Origin of the sequence: Streptomyces sp. NPDC048484 (assembly GCF_040651415.1) — a bacterium.
Classification (GTDB): Bacteria; Actinomycetota; Actinomycetes; order Streptomycetales; family Streptomycetaceae; genus Streptomyces.
In genome coordinates, this window is the sequence record NZ_JBEZJY010000012.1 from 25,078 (window position 1) to 42,768 (window position 17,691).

Below are 17,691 nucleotides of genomic sequence, written 5' to 3' on the forward strand. Positions count from 1 at the left end.
ACCAGCGCGTTACCAACACTCGACGTGTGGTGACAATCGAGCGCAAGGGCGGCGACCGGACGATGGACGACCAGGGGCGGGGGTCCGGCCCCCGTCCTGAACGCGGTGAGGAGGCGTCCCCCGATGCCGGACCACCCGGCCCGCTGCCGTACGAGGGCGTCTGGCGATTCAGTGCTCCCGCCGTCGAAGCCTCCGTACCGCAGGCGCGGCACGCGGTCCGTGACCTGCTGGTCCGCCAGGGCGTACCGGTCTCGGACGACGTCGTCCACGGGCTGCTGCTGATCGTCTCCGAGCTGGTGACCAACGCGGTCCGGCACGCGGCGGTGCTCTCCCCGACGCTCGCCGTCGAGGTCGCCGTCGGCGCCGAGTGGGTGCGGGTCTCCGTCGAGGACAGCCATCCGTACCGCCCGACGGCCCTGGAAGCCGACCACGGCCGGACGGGCGGCCGCGGCCTCCTCCTGGTCAGCGAGATCACGCGAGAGGCGGGCGGGTGGTGCGACGTGGAGCATACGGCGACGGGAGGCAAGGTGATCTGGTCGGCGCTGCCCCTCACCGTCGCGCGAGCGGTCTGAAGCCTCGCGCGAACGGCCTGAGCGCCGGCCATGATGCAGGCCGCCGCCATGAGGTGTGCCCCGCCATGAGGTGTGCCGCTGTCATGACATGTGTGCCGCCGCCATGACGTGTGCCGCGCCCCTTCCGGGGCGCGGAAACCCGAGGTCACCAGCCCGCGGAGTCGCCCGTCAGCTCCCTGATCGCGGGCCGGGCGGCGTCCAGCACGGTCATGAACCATGCCGAGAACGGGTCCTTCGCGTGCCGCTCGGCCAGCTCGGCCGCGCTCACGAAGGCCGTCGACCCGACCTCCTCGGGGTCCGGCCGCAGAGAGGACTGCACCATCCCGACGAACAGGTGGTTGAACTCCTGCTCCACCAGTCCCGAGGCCGGGTCCGGGTGGTTGTAGCGGACCGTGCCCGCCTCGGCCAGGAGTGAGGGCGAGACCCCCAGCTCCTCGTGCGTCCGGCGCGCGGCCGCCGCGAAGGGCGCCTCGCCGGGGTACGGGTGACCGCAGCACGTGTTGGACCAGACACCGGGGGAGTGGTACTTGCCCAGCGCCCGCTGCTGCACCAGCAGCCGGCCCCGCTCGTCGAAGAGGAAGACGGAGAACGCCCGGTGCAGTTGCCCGGGCGGCTGATGGGCCGTGAGCTTCTCCGCCGTGCCGATCGTGGCGCCGTCCTCGTCGACCAGTTCGAGCAAGATGGCTTCAGCGGTGCCGTTCGACGAACTGTGCGTCGCGGTGGCAGGAGTGATCGGCATACCCATCCTTCGCATCGGTCTTCAAGTCCCAAGTCTGCCGTACGGGACCGGCACTCCCGGCACCACGCGGGGTCCCGTACGTCCGGTTCCGCCGCGCGACCGAACCGGACATCACGCCCCGTACCGGCCGGACACCGAAAAGGGCCGGACAACTGATCGTTCCCGCCGCAACCGGCATGGAATCGTCCAGACCGGGAGTTTCGCCCCTTCGCCCGCAGCGCGAAACCGGGCCGTACGCCGTAGCGCGCAGTCGGTGCACCACGCCTGCCGACCGGCCCTCACCCGCGCGGGGTGCCTCCACCACCGGGCGCACGCCGGATCGTCAAGAGTGGTGCAGCTGCCAGCCCCGCCATGCGGATTCGACCATCTCGCGCATCCCGCGCCGGGCCGTCCAGCCCAGTTCCGCCGCGGCCAGCGCCGCTGAGGCGACCGCACGCGGGGCGTCACCCGGTCGGCGCGGCTCGACGAGAACCGGACGGGTGTCACCGGTGACCTCGCCGACGAGCGTCACGAGTTCGCGCACCGAGACACCCTCGCCGCGGCCGATGTTCACCGTCAGATCACCCGGGACATCCGTCGAGGCCGGCCGCCGGGCCGCCGCGAGATGCGCCTCGGCGAGGTCGGCGACATGGATGTAGTCGCGTACGCACGTGCCGTCCGGCGTCGGATAGTCGTCACCGAAGATCCGGGGGGACTCGCCGCGCGTGAGCCGGTCGAAGATCATCGGGACCACGTTGAAGACGCCGGTGTCCGCCAGCTCCGGCGTGGCGGCGCCCGCCACGTTGAAGTAGCGCAGGCACACGGTCCTGATGCCGTGCGCGTGGCCCGCGGCCCGCACCAGCCACTCACCCGCGAGCTTCGTCTCGCCGTAGGGGCTCATCGGAGCGCACGGAGTGTCCTCCGTGATCAGCTCCGTGTCCGGGTTGCCGTAGACGGCAGCGGACGAGGAGAAGACGAAACGCTCCACACCCGCTCCGGCGACCGCGTCCAGGAGCGTGGCGAGCCCTCCGACGTTCTCCTGGTAATAGCGCGTGGGCTGCTCCACGGACTCCCCGACCTGCTTGCGCGCGGCCAGGTGCACCACACCCGTCACCGCGTGCTCGGCGAGGACCCGTTTCAGCAACTCCCCGTCCAGCGCCGAACCCCGCACGAGGGGAATCCCGTCGGGCAGCCGTGCGGGAACCCCGGCCGAGAGATCGTCGAGCGCGAGCACGCGCTCCCCGGCCTCGGCCATGGCCCGCGCCACGTGCGCCCCGATGTATCCGGCCCCACCTGTGATCAGCCATGTCATGGGTGCTCACCCTATGCCGGTCCGCCGCCTTCACGGGGCACGGGAGCTATGCCGTGAATTGCGTCGTAATAGGCCGTGGTTTGTGGGCCGGGGCCCGAATCCACGATGATGATCGCGGCGGACGCGCCGATCGGAACGTGTTGATCGGGCCGTGAACGGGCGGTGAACGGCCGCTTCCCACCATCCGATAGCCTCTGCCGACATGCCGCCCGGCCGTACCTGGCCCGAGGCGCACCCCCACCACGCACATGCCCGGCGTCGCGCACGCCGGAACCCGGAGGAGTGAGTTCGTCTGTCGACCGCCATCCTCACCGGTCAGCCGGCCCCCGGATCGTCGATCGAGGGCGATCTGAGGTCGCTCGGCTTCGACGTGCGGGCCGCCGCCGACGCGGCCGACGCCGAGACGCTTCTCGCCGCCGTCCCCGCGGACCAGCGGGTCGCCGTCGTCGACGCCCGCTTCATGGGACACGTCCACGCGCTGCGGCTCGGACTGACCGACCCCCGCTTCGAGGCCGCCGCGATCCCCGGCGCCGTCACCGCCCGGCCCGCGGCCCGTCCGGCGCTGGCCAGGGCGCTGCGCACCGCCTCCGGTGACGCGTCGAACGGTTCCGTGGTGGTCGGCATCCTCGCCGACCGCGTCGCGGAGGCCCTCGACACCGATCTGCACCGCCCCGAGCTGGGCGAACTCGTCGCCGAGGTCCCCAGGGATCCCCAGGCCCGCAACGAGGTCCGCCAGGCCGTCGCCTCCGTGGACGACGAGGCGATCCGGCTGCGTACCGCTGTGAAGTCCCGCGACGGCTTCTTCACCACGTACTGCATCAGCCCGTACTCCCGCTACCTCGCCCGCTGGTGCGCCCGCCGCGGCCTGACCCCGAACCAGGTCACCACGGCGTCGCTGCTCACCGCGCTGATCGCGGCCGGCTGTGCGGCGACCGGCACCCGGGCCGGCTTCGTCGCCGCGGGCCTGCTGCTCCTCTTCTCCTTCGTCCTCGACTGCACGGACGGCCAGCTCGCCCGCTACTCCCTGCAGTACTCCACGCTCGGCGCCTGGCTCGACGCGACCTTCGACCGCGCCAAGGAGTACGCCTACTACGCGGGCCTCGCCCTCGGCGCCGCCCGCGGCGGGGACGACGTGTGGGCGCTGGCCCTCGGCGCGATGGTCCTGCAGACCTGCCGGCACGTCGTCGACTTCTCCTTCAACGAGGCGAACGCCGACAGCACGGCCGCCAACACCAGCCCCACCGCCGCCCTTTCGGGCAAGCTCGACAGCGTCGGCTGGACGGTCTGGCTGCGGCGGATGATCGTCCTGCCCATCGGTGAGCGCTGGGCGATGATCGCCGTACTCACGGCGGTCACGACACCCCGTATCACCTTCTATGTGCTGCTGATCGGGTGCGCCTTCGCCGCGTGCTACACCACCGCGGGCCGTGTCCTGCGGTCGGTGACCCGCAAGGCACAGCGCACCGACCGGGCCGTCCAGGCGCTGGCGGACCTCACCGACTCGGGCCCGCTCGCACGGGCCTGTGCCTCGCTGCTCGGGAAGCTGCCCGCCACACCGCCGTTCGGATCGCGCCTGCTGATCGCGCTGCCGGGCGCGGTGATCCTCGTCGCCGCGGCCTGGACCGCCGACTACGGCAGTGGCTGGTCCGCCCTCGCCGCCGTGCTGTACGTCCTCACCTCCGGCGCCGCCGTCGCGCTGCCCCTCAAGGGCGCCCTGGACTGGCTCGTCCCGCCGGTGCTGCGCGCCGCCGAATACGGCACCGTTCTGGTACTGGCGGCCAAAGCCGACGTGAACGGCGCGCTTCCGGCGGCTTTCGGGCTCGTCGCCGCGGTCGCCTACCATCACTACGACACGGTGTACCGCATCCGCGGCAACGCCGGCGCGCCTCCGCACTGGCTGGTGCGGGCGATCGGCGGGCACGAAGGCAGGACGCTGCTGATCACCGTCCTGGCCGTGCTGCTCGCCGCCGAAGATTTCAAGGTCGCGCTCACGGCTCTCGCCGTGGCCGTGGCACTGCTGGTGCTCTTCGAGAGCATCCGCTTCTGGGTGACCGCCCACAGGCGCGGCGCACCCGCCGTACACGATGAAGGAGAACCCGCATGATCGGCCTCGTGCTGGCTGCCGGCGCCGGACGGCGTCTGCGCCCCTACACCGACACCCTGCCCAAGGCTTTGGTGCCGGTGGGACCCGAAGGCGACGAGGACAGCATCACCGTGCTCGACCTCACCCTCGGCAACTTCGCCGAGATCGGCCTGACCGAGGTCGCGATCATCGTCGGTTACCGCAAGGAAGCCGTCTACGAGCGCCGTGAGGCGCTGGAGCAGAAGTACGGCGTCAAGATCACTCTGATCGACAACGACAAGGCCGAGGAGTGGAACAACGCCTACTCCCTGTGGTGCGGCCGTGACGCGATCAAGCACTCGGTGATCCTCGCCAACGGCGACACCGTGCACCCGGTCTCCGTCGAGAAGACGCTGCTCGCCGCCCGCGGCGACGGCAAGAAGATCATCCTCGCCCTCGACACGGTGAAGTCCCTCGCCGACGAGGAGATGAAGGTCGTCGTCGGGCCCGAGGGCGGCATGACGAAGATCACCAAGCTGATGGACCCCGCCGAGGCGACCGGTGAGTACATCGGCGTGACCCTCATCGAGGGCGACGCCGCCGACGAGCTGGCCGACGCGCTCAAGACGGTCTTCGAGACGGACCCGCAGCAGTTCTACGAGCACGGCTACCAGGAGCTCGTGAACCGCGGCTTCCGCATCGACGTGGCCCCCATCGGCGACGTCAAGTGGGTCGAGATCGACAACCACGAGGACCTCGCCAAGGGACGTGTGATCGCGTGCCAGTACTGACGAGGCTCATCCCCTCGCCGGTCGTCGTGGACATCCGACCGGGTGCCCTGGACGACCTCTCGGCCGTCCTCGCCGACCAGCGCATCTCGCACTCCGGCAAGCTGGCCGTCGCGATCAGCGCCGGTTCGGGCGCCAAGCTGCGCGACCGGCTGAGCCCGGCGATGCCGGGCGCCGACTGGTTCGAGGTCGGCGGCGGCACCCTGGACGAGGCGATCAAGCTCGCCGACGCCATGAAGAAGGGGCACTACGACGCGGTCGTGGGCCTCGGCGGCGGCAAGATCATCGACTGCGCGAAGTACGCCGCGGCCCGGATCGGCCTCCCGCTGGTCGCCGTCGCGACGAACCTCTCGCACGACGGCCTGTGCTCACCGGTCGCGACCCTCGACAACGACGCGGGCCGCGGTTCGTACGGTGTGCCGAACCCGATCGCCGTGGTCATCGACCTCGACGTGATCCGGGAGGCCCCGGTCCGCTTCGTGCGCTCCGGCATCGGCGACGCCGTGTCCAACATCTCCGCGGTCGCGGACTGGGAGCTGGCCAACCGCGAGAAGGGCGAGCAGATCGACGGTCTCGCAGCCGCGATGGCCCGCCAGGCCGGCGAGGCCGTGCTGCGGCACCCGGGCGGCGTCGGTGACGACGCCTTCCTCCAGGTGCTCGCCGAGGGCCTGGTCCTCACCGGCATCTCGATGTCCGTCGCGGGCGACTCCCGTCCGGCGTCCGGCGCCTGCCACGAGATCAACCACGGCTTCGACCTGCTCTTCCCCAAGCGCGCCGCCAGCCACGGCGAGCAGTGCGGTCTGGGCGCCGCCTTCGCGATGCACCTGCGCGGTGCCCGCGAGGAGTCCGCGTACATGGCCGAGGTCCTGCAGCGCCACGGCCTGCCCGTGCTGCCGGAGGAGATCGGCTTCACCCCGGACGAGTTCGTCCAGGTCGTGGAGTTCGCTCCGTCGACCCGGCCGGGCCGCTACACCATCCTCGAACACCTCGCCCTCTCCACCGAGCAGATCAGGGACGCATACGCCGACTATGCAAAAGCCATCGGTAGCTGAACTCCGCCCGGTCGTCCACCCCCCGGGTGTGAAGGACCGGCGGAGCGGCGAGCACTGGGGAGGCCGGCTCTACATGCGCGAGATCTCGCTGCGCATCGACCGGCACCTGGTGAACACCCGGGTCACGCCCAACCAGCTGACCTACGTGATGACCGTCTTCGGCGTGCTCGCCGCCCCGGCCCTGCTCGTGCCGGGCATCCCGGGCGCCGTGCTCGGCGTGCTGATGGTCCAGCTGTACCTGCTGTTCGACTGCGTCGACGGCGAGCTCGCCCGCTGGCGCAAGCAGTACTCGATGACCGGGGTGTACGTCGACCGCGTCGCCGCCTACCTGTGCGACGCCGCGGTCCTGGTCGGCTTCGGCCTGCGCGCCGCGGACCTGTGGGGCACCGGGCGGATCGACTGGCTGTGGGCCTTCCTCGGCACCCTGGCCGCCCTCGGCGCCGTCCTGATCAAGTCCGAGACCGACCTAGTGGGGGTCGCCCGGCACCAGACCGGCAAGGCGCCGGTCCAGGAGTCGGCGTCCGAGCCGCGCTCCTCCGGCATGGCGCTGGCCCGCCGGGCCGCCGGCGCGCTCAAGTTCCACCGGCTCGTCCTCGGCATAGAGGCCTCCCTGCTCATCCTGGTCCTCGCGGTCCTGGACACGGTCAGGGACGACCTGTTCTTCTCGCGGCTCGGCGTCGCGGTGCTGGCCGGCATCGCGCTGCTGCAGACCCTGCTGCACCTGGTGTCCATCCTCGCTTCGAGCAGGCTGAAGTGAGCACGGCCACGAAGGTCGGCGCGGTGATCATCACCATGGGCAACCGCCCCGACGAACTCCGCGCCCTCCTCGACTCGGTCGCCAAGCAGGACGGCGACCCGGTCGAGGTGGTCGTGGTCGGCAACGGCTCGCCCGTCCCGGACGTCACGGGGTCCATACCCGGTGTCCGTACGGTCGAGCTGCCGGAGAACCTCGGCATCCCCGGCGGCCGCAACGTCGGCATCGAGGCGTTCGGCCCCGGTGGCACCGACGTGGACGTGCTGCTCTTCCTGGACGACGACGGTCTCCTCGCCCACCACGACACCGCCGAGCTCTGCCGGCAGGCGTTCGAGAACGACCGGGAGCTCGGCATCATCAGCTTCCGCATCGCCGACCCCGAGACCGGGATCACCCAGCGGCGCCACGTACCGCGGCTGCGCGCCTCCGACCCGATGCGCAACTCCCGCGTCACCACCTTCCTCGGCGGCGCCAACGCGGTCCGTACGAAGGTGCTGGCCGAGGTCGGCGGACTGCCCGACGAGTTCTTCTACGCCCATGAGGAGACCGACCTCGCCTGGCGGGCCCTCGACGCGGGCTGGATGATCGACTACCGCTCGGACATGGTGCTCAACCACCCCACGACCGCACCCTCGCGGCACGCCGTCTACCACCGGATGGTCGCCCGCAATCGCGTCTGGCTCGCCCGCCGCAACCTGCCCGCCCCGCTGGTCCCCGTGTACCTCGGCGTGTGGATGCTGCTCACGCTCGCCCGTCGCCCCTCCCGCCCGGCCCTGAAGGCCTGGTTCGGCGGTTTCAAGGAGGGCTGGACCAGCCCGTGCGGCCCCCGGCGCCCCATGAAGTGGCGTACGGTATGGCGCCTGACCCGACTGGGCCGACCACCCGTCATCTGACAAGCTCGATGTCTGAGAGCATTCGGGCCGTACCCCGGTCCCTGCCGTACCCCGGTCCCGGTCCCTGTCTTTGGCCTACGCCCCACCAGGCCGCGCATCCTGAGGACGAAAGTTTCCACTGTGAGTGAGACAACGCATGACGGCGGCGTCGCTGTGAGCGCCCCTCCGTCCCCCGACGAAGGGCTTTCCGCGGCGGACCTCGCCGGCAAGTACGGGCTGTCCGTGAGCGGCGCCCGGCCCGGACTCGTCGAGTACGTCCGCCAGCTCTGGGGACGGCGTCACTTCATCCTCGCCTTCTCGCAGGCGAAGCTCACCGCCCAGTACAGCCAGGCCAAGCTCGGCCAACTGTGGCAGGTGGCCACACCGCTGCTGAACGCGGCCGTGTACTTCCTGATCTTCGGCCTGATCCTGAAGGCCGACCGCGGCATGGAGCGGGAGGTCTACATCCCGTTCCTGGTGACCGGCGTCTTCACCTTCACCTTCACCCAGAGTTCGGTGATGGCGGGCGTGCGGGCGATCTCCGGCAACCTCGGCCTGGTCCGCGCGCTGCACTTCCCGCGCGCCGCGCTGCCGATCTCGTTCTCGCTGCAGCAGCTCCAGCAGCTGCTCTTCTCGATGATCGTGCTGTTCGTCGTGGCGATCGGCTTCGGCAGCTACCCCAGACTGTCCTGGCTGCTGATCGTCCCCGTGCTGGCCCTGCAGTTCCTCTTCAACACCGGCCTTGCGATGATCATGGCCAGGATGGGCTCCAAGACCCCGGACCTGGCCCAGCTCATGCCGTTCGTGATGCGTACGTGGATGTACGCGTCCGGTGTCATGTTCTCGATCCCCCTGATGCTCGCCGAGCACCCCAAGTGGATCGCCGACATCCTTCAGTGGAACCCGGCCGCCATCTACATGGACCTGATGCGCTTCGCGCTGATCGACGGCTACGGTCCTGCCCACAAGGTTCTGCCGCCGCACGTGTGGGCGGTCGCGAGCGGCTGGGCCGTCCTCGTCGCCGTCGGCGGCTTCGTGTACTTCTGGAAGGCTGAGGAGCGTTACGGCCGTGGCTGAGCAGAACACCGGGTCACTGATCCCGACCGTCATCGCGGACGAGCTGCACATCGTCTACCGCGTCAACGGCGCCAGGACCGGCAAGGGCAGCGCCACCGCCGCCCTCAGCCGCATATTCAAGCGCGGCGAGGAGCGGGGCGTCCGCAAGGTGCACGCCGTGCGGGGTGTCTCCTTCAAGAGCTACCGCGGTGAGGCGATCGGCCTGATCGGATCCAACGGCTCCGGCAAGTCCACCCTGCTGCGGGCCATCGCCGGACTGCTCCCGGCCGAGCGGGGCCACGTCTACACCGACGGCCAGCCCTCGCTCCTGGGTGTCAACGCGGCCTTGATGAACGACCTCACCGGCGAGCGGAACGTCATCCTCGGCGGACTGGCCATGGGCATGTCCCGGGAACAGGTCAGGGAGCGCTACCAGGACATCGTCGACTTCTCGGGCATCAACGAGAAGGGCGACTTCATCACCCTGCCCATGCGCACCTACTCCTCCGGCATGGCCGCCCGGCTGCGCTTCTCCATCGCGGCCGCCAAGGACCACGACGTCCTCATGATCGACGAGGCCCTGGCCACCGGCGACCGCAGTTTCCAGAAGCGCTCCGAGGCCCGCATCCGAGAGCTCCGCAAGTCGGCCGGCACGGTGTTCCTCGTCAGCCACAACAACAAGTCGATCCGCGACACCTGCGACCGCGTCCTGTGGCTGGAGCGCGGCGAGCTGCGCCTGGACGGCCCGACCGGCGAGGTTCTCAAGGAATACGAGAAGTTCACGGGCAAGTAGCGCGAACCGCACAAAAGAACGCAGGGCCCCGCCGGAACGGTTCGGCGGGGCCCTGCGTCTGCAAAGGAAAAGCCAACTCCCGGCACCCCTAGGAATCTTGAGGCCAATCGGTGTGTTCTTGTGATGCGCAGGACACCCCGGCGGGGCATGTCGGGTTGTACAACGTAAGCTGTACCGGTGCTGATTCGCGGCAAGTGGGGCGATAATACGCGACACCCGGCATAGGGTCTGCTGCGCGGACGACCGGGCGGCGTGTCCGAAATAGGCACCATTGGGTCAGCAGTGTAGAACGGGAGATGTGACGGCTATGGCTACGGAAACTCTCCAGCCCCGCTGTGCGTGTGCCGTCTGTGCGTGTGCCGTTCCCGGCCCGGGCAGCGAGCGGTGACGCCAGTCGGGACGGATCGCGCCGGTGACCCGGAGCGCGGGACCCTCGACAAGGCCGCGGGCGAGAACTTTCCCGTGGCACCGTTCTTCCTTCCCAGGGCCTGGCGCGCCGACCTCATGGCCGTCTACGGCTTCGCCCGGCTCGTCGACGACATCGGCGACGGAGACCTGGCCCCCGGCGGCGCCGACGCCCGCCTCCTGGGCGTCCCGCCCGAGGAGGCCGAGGACCGGTCGGTCCTGCTCGACGCCTTCGAGGCGGACCTGCGCAAGGTCTTCGACTCGACTCCGGACCACCCCATCCTGCGCCGCCTCCAGCCGACGGTCCGCCGCGCCGGCCTGACCCCCGGGCCCTTCCTCGGTCTGATCGCGGCGAACCGCCAGGACCAGCTCGTCAAGCGGTACGAGACATACGACGACCTCCTCGCCTACTGCGAGCTGTCCGCCAACCCGGTCGGCCGTCTGGTCCTCTCCGTCACCGGCACCTCGACCCCCGAGCGGGTCCGCCGCTCCGACGCCGTCTGCACGGCCCTGCAGATCGTCGAGCACCTCCAGGACGTCGCCGAGGACCTCGGCCGCGACCGCATCTACCTCCCCTCCGAGGACATGAAGCGCTTTCACGTCCAGGAGGCGGATCTCGCCACACCCACGGCAGGCGCATCGGTGCGCGCACTGGTTGCATACGAAGCAGAACGCGCCCGGTATCTCCTGAATGAAGGCACCCCCCTCGTGGGTAGCGTCCACGGCAGGCTGAAGCTGCTGCTCGCGGGGTTCGTGGCAGGAGGGAGAGCGGCAATCCGGGCGATTGCCGCCGCCGAATACGACGTACTTCCCGGCCCGCCGAAGCCCGGCAAGATCCAGTTGCTGCGCGAGGTGGGAGTGACTCTGCGAGGAGAGGGGTGATCCGGACCGTGGAGTCGGAACCACACATGTCCCCACCGGTACTCGCCGCCTACGGCTACTGCGAGGCGATCACCGGGCAGCAGGCCCGGAATTTCGCGTACGGCATCAGGCTGCTGCCGACGCAGAAGCGCCGTGCCATGTCTGCGCTGTACGCGTTCTCACGGCGCGTCGACGACATCGGTGACGGCGCGCTGGCGCCCGAGGTCAAGGCGAAGCGGCTGGAGGACACCCGGGCGCTGCTCGCCCGGATCCGCGACCGGTCGGTGGACGAGGACGACACCGACCCGGTAGCCGTCGCCCTCAGGCACACGGCGGACCACTTCCCGGTCCCGCTCGACGGCCTCGACGAACTCATCGACGGCGTCCTGATGGACGTCCGTGGCGAGACGTACGAAACCTGGGACGACCTGAAGGTCTACTGCCGCTGCGTCGCCGGGGCCATCGGCCGGCTCTCGCTCGGTGTCTTCGGTACGGAACCGGGAGCACGCGGAGTCGAGCGGGCGTCGGAGTACGCGGACACGCTCGGGCTCGCTCTCCAACTCACCAACATTCTCAGGGACGTTCGCGAAGACGCCGAGGGCGGGCGGACCTATCTGCCCGCGGACGATCTGGCGAAGTTCGGCTGCTCGGCCGGGTTCAGCGGGCCGCGTCCACCGGAGGGCTCCGATTTCGCGGGCCTCGTGCACTTCGAAGTGCGTCGGGCCCGCGCGCTCTTCGCGGAGGGCTACCGGCTGCTGCCGATGCTGGACCGCCGCAGCGGCGCCTGTGTCGCCGCGATGGCCGGCATCTACCGCCGCCTCCTGGACCGCATCGAGCGCGAACCGGAGGCGGTCCTGCGCGGCCGTGTCTCGCTGCCCGGACGCGAGAAGGCGTACGTCGCCGTACGGGGCCTTTCCGGCCTCGACGCCCGGTACGTCTCGCGCCGAACCGTCAGGAGGCGCGCTTGATGGACACTCTGGGCGAAGATGACCCAAGCGCCTGGAAACGGCACGCAACCCTCCGGTCGAGGACGGCGTCCCTGACTTCAACGGTCGGCCGTGCCCCGTTCCACCGGCACGGCGAGGCCGCGGGGGAAGGTGCACGATGAACGACACCACGCAGGACGAGGGGCTCGATGCCGACGCGTCGAACCGCCCCGCGACGGCCGTAGTGGTCGGCGGGGGGCTCGCGGGAACGACCTCGGCGCTCGCGCTGGCCGACGCGGGAGTGCGGGTGACGCTGGTCGAGGGCCGGCCCCGCCTCGGCGGGCTCGCCTTCTCCTTCCAGCGCGGCGGACTCACCGTGGACAACGGCCAGCACGTGTATCTGCGCTGCTGCACGGCATACCGCTGGTTCCTCGACCGCGTCGAGGGAGCGGACCTCGCGCCGCTGCAGGACCGTCTCGACGTCCCGGTCCTCGACGCCGGGGCGAAACCCGGGCGACGGCTCGGCAGAATCGGCCGAACGGCGTTGCCCGTCCCGCTGCATCTGGCGCGCAGCCTCGCGACCTACCCGCATCTGTCGCTCGCCGAGCGCGCCAAGGTCGGCCGTGCCGCATGGGCGCTCAAGGGACTCGATCTCGCCGATCCGGCGCTCGACGCGCAGAACTTCGGCGGCTGGCTGGCCGCGCACGGTCAGTCGGATCGGGCCGTCGAGGCACTGTGGGACCTCGTGGGGGTCGCCACCCTCAACGCGGTGGCCGGCGACGCTTCGCTCGGGCTCGCCGCGATGGTGTTCAAGACCGGGCTGCTCTCCGCCCCGGGCGCCGCCGACATCGGCTGGGCACGCGTCCCGCTGGGAGAACTGCACGACCGGCTGGCCCGCAAGGCGCTCGACTCCGCGGGCGTCCGTACCGAAGTCCGTACACGCGTCACCTCCATCTCCCAACACGAGAACGGACGTTGGCACGTTCAGGTTCCCGGCGAGACGCTCGACGCCGACGCGGTCGTACTCGCCGTACCGCAGCGCGAGGCCCACGATCTGCTGCCCGAGGGCGCACTCGACGCCCCCGGGCGACTGCTGGAGATCGGCACGGCGCCGATTCTCAACATCCACGTCGTGTACGACCGAAAGGTGCTCAGTCGGCCGTTCTTCGCCGCGCTCGGCTCCCCGGTGCAGTGGGTCTTCGACCGGACCGAGGCGTCCGGGCTCACCCAGGGCCAGTACCTCGCGCTGTCCCAGTCGGCCGCGCAGGACGAGATCGACGAACCCGTCCCGTCGCTGCGCGAGCGCTATCTGCCGGAACTGGAGCGGCTGCTGCCGCACGCCCGGGACGCGGAGGTCCGGGACTTCTTCGTGACGAGGGAGCGTACGGCGACGTTCGCTCCGACCCCCGGCGTCGGACGGCTGCGGCCCGGCGCCCGCACCAATGCACCCGGCCTGTACCTGGCCGGCGCGTGGACCGCCACAGGGTGGCCCGCGACCATGGAGAGTGCGGTCCGCAGCGGCGTGAGCGCGGCCGACGCCGTGCTGGATGCCCTGGGCCGGCCCCGAGACCACCTCTTCGAGGTCTTCGAGGAGGCGGCGTGACGCTCGATCAGAGCGCGGCTGCCCGCCGCGGTACTGGCTCCCGCACCCCCCGTATCGCAAATAGAGGAGAGACTGTGCCCACTGTGCCCCCGGCATCGAAGGCTGCCGACGCGGTGGACGTGACCGCGCTCCTGGAGCGCGGCCGGACCCTGGCCTCACCCGTACTGCGGGCGGCCATCGACCGCCTCGCACCTCCCATGGACACTGTCGCCGCCTACCACTTCGGCTGGATCGACGCCGCGGGCAACCCCGCCGAGGGTGACGGGGGCAAGGCTGTACGACCCGCCCTCGCCGTGCTGTCCGCCGAGGCCGCCGGCGCGGCTCCCGAAGTGGGGGTGCCGGGCGCGGTCGCCGTGGAACTGGTGCACAACTTCTCGCTCCTGCACGACGACCTGATGGACGGCGACGAGCAGCGCCGCCACCGGGACACCGTCTGGAAGGTGCATGGCCCCGCCCAGGCGATCCTTGTCGGCGACGCCCTGTTCGCGCTGGCCAACGAACTGCTCCTGGAGCTGGGCACGGTCGAGGCGGGCCGCGCCACGCGCCGCCTCACCACCGCCACGCGCGCGCTGATCGACGGCCAGGCCCAGGACATCTCCTACGAGCACCGCGACCGCGTCAGCGTCGAGGAGTGCCTGGAGATGGAGGGCAACAAGACCGGCGCCCTGCTCGCCTGCGCCTGCTCCATCGGCGCCGTCCTCGGCGGCGCCGACGACCGCACGGCCGACACGCTGGAGACGTACGGCTACCACCTCGGCCTCGCCTTCCAAGCCGTCGACGACCTGCTCGGCATCTGGGGCGACCCGGTGGCCACCGGCAAGCAGACCTGGAGCGACCTGCGCCAGCGCAAGAAGTCCCTGCCCGTCGTGGCCGCTCTCGCGGCCGGCGGCCCGGCCTCCGAGCAGCTCGGCGAACTGCTCGCCGCGGACGCCAAGAGCAGCGACTTCGAGACCTTCTCCGAGGAGGAGTTCGCCGTGCGCGCCGCGCTCATCGAGGAGGCCGGCGGCCGCGAGTGGACCGCCCAGGAGGCGCGCCGACAGCACACCGTCGCCGTCGAGGCGCTCGACACGATCCACATGCCGGACCAGGTACGGGCCCAGTTCGTGGAGCTCGCCGACTTCGTCGTCGTACGAAAGAGATGATCATTATCGGTCGAATAGCCCTCGCGTAGTCGCCGGCCGGTGCCGCGGGATCACGAGCACCGGCCGACGGCGGACCCACAGCAGAGACCTGCCACTGCACGAAGGGGAAGCCATGACAGCGACGACCGACGGAAGCACCGGGGCCTTGCCGCCCCGCGCTGCCGCGGCCAGCGACATCCGGACAGAATCGATTCCCGTGGCGGCCGGGACAGCCGACATCCGAGACACCGCCGTGCGTGCGATACAGCGCGCGACCGACTTCCTCCTCACCACGCAGGACGCCGAGGGCTGGTGGAAGGGCGACCTCGAAACCAACGTCACGATGGACGCCGAGGACCTGCTGCTCCGTCAGTTCCTGGGCATCGAGGACGAGAAGACGACACAGGCCGCCGCGCTGTTCATCCGCGGCGAGCAGCGCGAGGACGGCACCTGGGCCTCCTTCTACGGCGGACCGGGCGAACTCTCCACGACCATCGAGGCGTACGTCGCCCTGCGGCTGGCCGGTGACGCGCCGGACGATCCGCACATGGCGCGGGCGTCCGCGTGGATCCGGGAGCGGGGCGGCATCGCCGCGTCCCGGGTCTTCACCCGGATCTGGCTCGCCCTGTTCGGCTGGTGGAAGTGGGACGACCTCCCCGAACTCCCTCCGGAACTCATCTGGTTCCCGAAGTGGATGCCGCTCAACATCTACGACTTCGGCTGCTGGGCGCGGCAGACCATCGTGCCGCTCACCATCGTCTCGGCGAAGCGCCCGGTACGTCCCGCGCCCTTCGCACTGGACGAGCTGCACACCGACTCCCGTAACCCCAACCCGGCCGAACCGCTTGCCCCGGTGGCGAGTTGGGACGGAGCGTTCCAGCGGCTGGACAGGGCCCTGCACACCTACCGCAAGGTGGCTCCGCGCAGGCTCCGCAGAGCCGCGATGAACACCGCGGGCCGCTGGATCATCGAGCGCCAGGAGAACGACGGGTGCTGGGGTGGCATCCAGCCGCCCGCCGTCTACTCGGTCATCGCGCTGTACCTGCTCGGCTACGACCTCGAACATCCGGTGATGCGGGAAGGGCTGGCCTCCCTGGACCGGTTCGCCCTGTGGCGCGAGGACGGGGCCCGGATGATCGAGGCCTGTCAGTCACCGGTGTGGGACACCTGCCTCGCGACCATCGCGCTCGCCGACGCGGGCGTGCCCGCGGATCATCCGCAGATGGTGCGGGCCGCGGACTGGATGCTCGGAGAGGAGATCGTCCGCCCGGGGGACTGGGCGGTCAAACGGCCCGGACTCCCGCCCGGAGGCTGGGCGTTCGAGTTCCACAACGACAACTATCCCGATATCGACGACACCGCAGAGGTGGTCCTCGCACTGCGCCGCGTCAAGCACCACGACCCGGAGCGTGTGGAGAAGGCCATCGGGCGCGGGGTGCGCTGGAACCTCGGCATGCAGTCGAAGAACGGCGCGTGGGGCGCCTTCGACGTCGACAACACCAGTCCCTTCCCCAACCGGCTGCCGTTCTGCGACTTCGGTGAGGTCATCGACCCGCCGTCCGCCGACGTCACCGCGCATGTCGTGGAGATGCTCGCGGTCGAGGGTCTCGCCCACGACCCGCGCACCCGCCGGGGCGTCGAATGGCTGCTCGCCGAACAGGAGGCGAACGGCTCCTGGTTCGGCCGCTGGGGCGTCAACTACGTGTACGGGACAGGGTCGGTGGTGCCCGCGCTGATCGCCGCCGGACTGCCCGGGTCGCATCCCGCGATCCGCCGTGCCGTGGCCTGGCTGGAGACCGTGCAGAACGAGGACGGCGGCTGGGGCGAGGACCTGCGCTCCTATCACGACGCCGCCGAGTGGAGCGGTCGAGGCGCCTCGACCGCCTCCCAGACCGCGTGGGCGCTGCTGGCGCTGCTCGCGGCAGGGGAGCGGGATTCCAAGGCCGTCGAGCGCGGGGTCGCCTGGCTCGCGGAGACCCAGCTGGCGGACGGCTCCTGGGACGAGCCGTACTTCACCGGTACCGGGTTCCCGTGGGACTTCTCGATCAACTACCACCTCTACCGGCAGGTCTTCCCGCTGACCGCGCTCGGCCGGTACGTCAACGGCGAACCGTTCGCCGACCGGCAGAGCTCCTTCGGCAGGGCGAGCTGATGAGCACGACAGCGGGCGCCGTCCCGCTGCTGATCGCCTGCGCGCTCGGCATCGAACGGCTCGCCCTGCGCACCGGCGGCGACCCGGGCGGCGCCGGAGGACCGGTCACCGTGCTGCGTACGGGCATGGGACCGCTGGCCGCCGACCGGGCGGTCAGCAGGGCGCTGGCCACTCCCGCCCTGCGCGGGGCGGCCGTCCTGGCCACGGGCTTCTGTGCCGGGCTCGGCCCCGGGATGCATCCGGGAGACCTGGTCGTCGCCGAGGAGACCCGGGGCCCGAGCGGCGCGACGCCGTGCGTGGGCACCGATCTGCTCGTCGGGGAACTGACGCGCGCCGTGCCGGGGCGCATCGTCCACACGGGACCGCTCATCGGTTCCGATCACGTCATCCGCGGTCACGAACGGCCGGGACTGCTCGCGACCGGCGCCATCGCGGTCGACATGGAGTCGGCGGCCACGCTCCACAGCGCCGTCCGCGCCGGCGAGCGCCCGGTTGCCGCCGTACGGGTGGTCGTGGACGCTCCAGAACATGAACTCGTCCGGATCGGAACGATACGCGGTGGAATATCTGCCTTCCGTGTACTTCGTGCCATCCTTCCAGTTTTCTATGAATGGCACCGTTCTTCGCTGCTCCCCAGGAGGTGA

The 17,691-nt window shown here is 70.6% G+C and carries 17 protein-coding genes; 15 read left to right on the forward strand and 2 right to left on the reverse strand.

Translation table 11 applies throughout. The features are described 5' to 3' along the window. The first annotated feature begins 62 nt into the window (after positions 1-62). A complete protein-coding gene (locus AB0D14_RS14160) occupies positions 63-572 on the forward strand; it encodes an ATP-binding protein (protein WP_362778569.1) in 510 nt (169 codons plus the stop codon). Positions 573-717: 145 nt separating this feature from the next. On the opposite strand, the gene idi is transcribed toward AB0D14_RS14160, so the two are convergent. Together idi and galE are read right to left on the reverse strand one after the other, a co-directional pair. Next, entirely contained in the window at positions 718-1,311 is a 594-nt protein-coding gene (gene idi, locus AB0D14_RS14165) for an isopentenyl-diphosphate Delta-isomerase (RefSeq protein ID WP_362778270.1), read from the reverse strand. A gap of 322 nt (positions 1,312-1,633) precedes the next feature. Beyond that, entirely contained in the window at positions 1,634-2,602 is a 969-nt protein-coding gene (gene galE / locus AB0D14_RS14170; protein ID WP_362778273.1) for a UDP-glucose 4-epimerase GalE, read from the reverse strand. Positions 2,603-2,894: 292 nt separating this feature from the next. Here galE and AB0D14_RS14175 point away from each other — a divergent pair, with 292 nt between their 5' ends. The 14 genes from AB0D14_RS14175 to AB0D14_RS14240 all read left to right on the forward strand — a co-directional run bounded on the left by AB0D14_RS14175 (position 2,895) and on the right by AB0D14_RS14240 (position 17,691). Beyond that, positions 2,895-4,706 carry a DUF5941 domain-containing protein gene (locus AB0D14_RS14175; RefSeq protein ID WP_362778571.1) on the forward strand — a complete coding sequence of 604 codons (1,812 nt, stop codon included), beginning with the start codon at positions 2,895-2,897 and terminating at the stop codon, positions 4,704-4,706. Beyond that, positions 4,703-5,455: a phosphocholine cytidylyltransferase family protein gene (locus AB0D14_RS14180; protein WP_210887711.1), complete on the forward strand. Its 753-nt coding sequence runs from the start codon at positions 4,703-4,705 to the stop codon at positions 5,453-5,455. Before AB0D14_RS14175 ends, AB0D14_RS14180 begins: the two co-directional genes overlap by 4 nt. Then, positions 5,443-6,504 (forward strand): iron-containing alcohol dehydrogenase family protein, encoded by a 1,062-nt coding sequence (locus tag AB0D14_RS14185; protein ID WP_362778275.1) that lies wholly within the window; start codon positions 5,443-5,445, stop codon positions 6,502-6,504. Before AB0D14_RS14180 ends, AB0D14_RS14185 begins: the two co-directional genes overlap by 13 nt. Before the next feature lie 28 nt (positions 6,505-6,532). Then, positions 6,533-7,261, forward strand: coding sequence for a CDP-alcohol phosphatidyltransferase family protein (locus AB0D14_RS14190; RefSeq protein ID WP_362778277.1), 729 nt, complete (start codon positions 6,533-6,535; stop codon positions 7,259-7,261). Next, positions 7,258-8,151, forward strand: a complete 894-nt coding sequence (locus tag AB0D14_RS14195; RefSeq protein WP_362778279.1) for a glycosyltransferase — start codon at positions 7,258-7,260, stop codon at positions 8,149-8,151. The genes AB0D14_RS14190 and AB0D14_RS14195 overlap by 4 nt, the downstream gene beginning before the upstream one ends. A 120-nt stretch (positions 8,152-8,271) precedes the next feature. After that, positions 8,272-9,207: an ABC transporter permease gene (locus AB0D14_RS14200; RefSeq protein ID WP_362778281.1), complete on the forward strand. Its 936-nt coding sequence runs from the start codon at positions 8,272-8,274 to the stop codon at positions 9,205-9,207. Then, positions 9,200-9,979 (forward strand): ABC transporter ATP-binding protein, encoded by a 780-nt coding sequence (locus tag AB0D14_RS14205; RefSeq protein WP_362778283.1) that lies wholly within the window; start codon positions 9,200-9,202, stop codon positions 9,977-9,979. Before AB0D14_RS14200 ends, AB0D14_RS14205 begins: the two co-directional genes overlap by 8 nt. Positions 9,980-10,363: 384 nt before the next feature. Then, positions 10,364-11,266: a squalene synthase HpnC gene (gene hpnC, locus AB0D14_RS14210; protein ID WP_362778284.1), complete on the forward strand. Its 903-nt coding sequence runs from the start codon at positions 10,364-10,366 to the stop codon at positions 11,264-11,266. Then, positions 11,263-12,213: a presqualene diphosphate synthase HpnD gene (gene hpnD / locus AB0D14_RS14215; RefSeq protein WP_362778287.1), complete on the forward strand. Its 951-nt coding sequence runs from the start codon at positions 11,263-11,265 to the stop codon at positions 12,211-12,213. The genes hpnC and hpnD overlap by 4 nt, the downstream gene beginning before the upstream one ends. After that, a complete protein-coding gene (locus AB0D14_RS14220; RefSeq protein ID WP_362778290.1) occupies positions 12,213-12,353 on the forward strand; it encodes a DUF6380 family protein in 141 nt (46 codons plus the stop codon). The genes hpnD and AB0D14_RS14220 overlap by 1 nt, the downstream gene beginning before the upstream one ends. After that, the gene (gene hpnE / locus AB0D14_RS14225) at positions 12,350-13,774 is read left to right on the forward strand and encodes a hydroxysqualene dehydroxylase HpnE (RefSeq protein WP_362778292.1); all 1,425 of its coding nucleotides are present in this window, start codon (positions 12,350-12,352) and stop codon (positions 13,772-13,774) included. Before AB0D14_RS14220 ends, hpnE begins: the two co-directional genes overlap by 4 nt. A 53-nt stretch (positions 13,775-13,827) precedes the next feature. Further along, on the forward strand, positions 13,828-14,916 hold the full coding sequence (locus AB0D14_RS14230; RefSeq protein ID WP_362778573.1) for a polyprenyl synthetase family protein: 1,089 nt from the start codon (positions 13,828-13,830) through the stop codon (positions 14,914-14,916). Positions 14,917-15,028: 112 nt separating this feature from the next. Continuing rightward, a complete protein-coding gene (shc, locus tag AB0D14_RS14235; protein ID WP_362778295.1) occupies positions 15,029-17,047 on the forward strand; it encodes a squalene--hopene cyclase in 2,019 nt (672 codons plus the stop codon). Then, positions 17,047-17,691: a 1-hydroxy-2-methyl-2-butenyl 4-diphosphate reductase gene (locus tag AB0D14_RS14240; protein ID WP_362778297.1), complete on the forward strand. Its 645-nt coding sequence runs from the start codon at positions 17,047-17,049 to the stop codon at positions 17,689-17,691. Before shc ends, AB0D14_RS14240 begins: the two co-directional genes overlap by 1 nt.